The following is a 3,134-nucleotide window of genomic DNA, read 5'->3' as shown; positions in this document are numbered from 1 at the left end:
TCGAATTGGTCACTCAGTTCATTGAAATCAAGTTGAAACCGAAGCTTCACATTTGCCTTTGCTTTTAAAAAACGAAAACAAACTTAGTGATATTCATCAACGAGTGCCCACACAGATTGATAGGTTTGAATTGTTAAAGAGCTTAACTTCTTAAGCGTTCCTTTTAGTAAGGAGCCTCTCGAAGTGGACGGCCATTCTAGCGAATTGGGATTCAGTGTCAAACACTTTTTCCTGCTAATTTTTCAAGCATCTTAAATGCTTATTTGCCGTTTCGTTGCTTTGTTCAAACTGATTGGTTATCCCTGACAACGGAGGCGCATTATAGAGATAATAATCTTGCGCACAAGGCCAAAAACGAAAAAAAGCCGCCAGTGGCGACTGTTCGAATAGTATTTATACAAAGCGTTCGAAATAGGTACGATTTAGCCTAAATTTAGCGAATCGTACCTATTGTTTCTGCCCCAATTACTGATGAGCAATAATTCTATCGTTATTAACTAATAGCTGTACTTTTTTATCTGGGTTAATTTTTCCGGCAAGTATCGCTTTCGCTAATGGGTTCTCGACACTTTGTTGAATCGCTCGTTTCAGAGGTCTTGCTCCATATACTGGATCAAAGCCAACTTGAGAAATTAGCTTCAGTGCTTTTTCCGACACCTCAAGTTCATATCCATTCTCCTCCATTCGCTTGCTCAAATGTTGAAGCTGAATAGAAGCAATTGATTGAATGTGCTCTTGACCTAGTGGATGGAATACCACGCTTTCATCAACACGGTTCAAAAACTCTGGTCGGAAATGTTTACCGACCACTTCCATCACTTCATTTTTGATGCCTTGGTAATCAAGCGTATTGAAGTTTTCTTGGATTCTTGAAGAGCCCAAGTTCGATGTCATGATCACTACCGTATTTCTGAAGTCGACCGTACGACCTTGCCCGTCGGTTAGACGCCCATCATCAAGTACCTGAAGTAAAATGTTAAAAACATCTGGGTGCGCTTTCTCAATTTCATCTAACAAGATTACTGAATATGGTTTACGACGCACTGCTTCAGTTAAGTAACCACCTTCTTCGTAACCAACATAACCCGGAGGTGCGCCAACTAAACGAGCAACAGAGTGCTTCTCCATAAATTCAGACATGTCGATACGTACCATTGCATCGTCACTATCAAACATGAAGTTAGCGAGCGTTTTACAAAGCTCCGTTTTACCTACCCCTGTAGGACCAAGGAATAGGAAAGAACCAATTGGCTTATTCGGATCCGATAAACCAGCACGGCTACGACGAATCGCATTCGATACCACTTCTACCGCTTCGCCTTGGCCGATAACACGCTTATGCAGAACACCTTCCATCTTTAGAAGCTTCTCTTTTTCTGCTTCTAACATTTTGGAAACCGGAATGCCCGTTTGCTTAGACAGGACATCGGCAATTTCTGCATCAGTAACCTTATTACGTAGTAAGGTCATCTCTTGCATTTCAGCTTGAGTCGCAAGGTCTAGTTGCTTCTCCAACTCTGGGATACGACCATATTGCAGTTCAGACATTCGATTTAGATCACCTGCACGTCTTGCAAAATCCATATCCATACGAGCTTGTTCTAGCTCTGATTTGATATGTTGCGTGCCAGACAGTGCTGCTTTCTCAGCGTTCCACACTTCTTCAAGTTCAGCAAAGTCACGTTCTTTATCTGAAAGCTCCGCTTGTAAGGTGCGAAGACGCTTTTCACTGGCTTCATCGTTTTCATTAGTCAGTGCTTGCTGCTCGATCTTAAGCTGAATGATCTTACGCTCGAGTTTATCCAGAGATTCAGGTTTTGAATCAATCTGCATACGGATACTCGATGCTGCTTCATCAATCAGGTCAATTGCTTTATCTGGCAGTTGACGATCAGAAACATATCGGTGAGATAGTGTTGCTGCAGCGACGATCGCTGGGTCGGTAATTTCTACATGATGGTGAAGTTCATAACGCTCTTTCAAACCACGAAGAATCGCCACCGTGTCTTCAACCGTTGGTTCATCGACAAGTACTTTTTGGAAGCGGCGCTCTAACGCTGGATCTTTCTCTATATATTGACGGTATTCATCAAGAGTCGTCGCGCCAACGCAATGAAGCTCACCACGAGCTAATGCTGGTTTCAGCATGTTACCCGCATCCATAGAGCCTTCACCTTTACCTGCGCCGACCATGGTATGAATTTCATCGATGAAGAGAATGATATTGCCCTCTTCTTTAGACAATTCATTGAGGACTGATTTCAAGCGCTCTTCAAACTCACCACGGTATTTAGCACCGGCCACCAAAGCGCCCATGTCTAATGAAAGTACGCGTCGGCCTCTTAAACCTTCCGGCACTTCATTGTTAATAATGCGCTGAGCCAAACCTTCAACGATAGCTGTCTTACCAACGCCAGGTTCACCGATAATGACTGGGTTGTTCTTAGTACGACGCTGAAGTACTTGGATGGTACGACGGATTTCGTCATCTCGACCGATAACAGGGTCGAGCTTGCCTTGCTCTGCTCTTTCAGTCAGATCAATGGTGAATTTCTCTAATGCTTGGCGTCGGTCTTCGGCATTTGGGTCATCAACTTTTTGCCCACCACGAACCTGCTCGATAGCTTGAGATAGTTTTTGCTCAGTAAGACCTAGCTCTTTAAGCAGGTTACCCAAAGGACCTTTGTCTTCAATTGCGGCAAGTAGGAAGACTTCCGAAGAAATGTATGTGTCTTGGCGCTTTTGTGCGACCTTGTCACATAGATTGAACAGAGTACCCATTGCATTCGAAAGCTGAACATCACCACCGATACCACTTACTTTCGGTACACGGTCTAATATTTCGCTTAACTTTGAACGCAACTGAACCACATCAATATTCAACATAGTAAGCAATGGACGAATCGCACTACCATCTTGATTTAATAGCGACACCATTAGGTGTACAGGCTCTATATATTGGTGATCACGACCTAATGCGAGCGACTGAGCATCAGATATCGCAATTTGAAATTTACTAGTGAATCGATCGAGACGCATGCCAACCTTCCTACTCTTAGATATGTTTATCTTATGGTTAGAAGATGGATACGGTAACGCGGATTTTCAAGGGATAGGAATGAAGAATAGAGTTT

Annotated in this window: 1 protein-coding gene; it reads right to left on the bottom strand. The window is 43.2% G+C overall.

The window, feature by feature from the left end:
- Positions 1–465 precede the first annotated feature (465 nt).
- Entirely contained in the window at positions 466–3,039 is a 2,574-nt protein-coding gene (gene clpB, locus BCT81_RS11710) for an ATP-dependent chaperone ClpB (RefSeq protein ID WP_102424436.1), read from the bottom strand.
- Between the last annotated feature and the right edge of the window lie 95 nt (positions 3,040–3,134).

It is taken from the genome of Vibrio sp. 10N.261.52.A1 (genome assembly GCF_002876325.1).
GTDB classification, from domain to species: domain Bacteria; phylum Pseudomonadota; class Gammaproteobacteria; order Enterobacterales; family Vibrionaceae; genus Vibrio; species Vibrio chagasii.
Note: the sequence above shows the minus strand (reverse complement) of the source record. Positions and strands in the feature narration are given on the sequence as shown.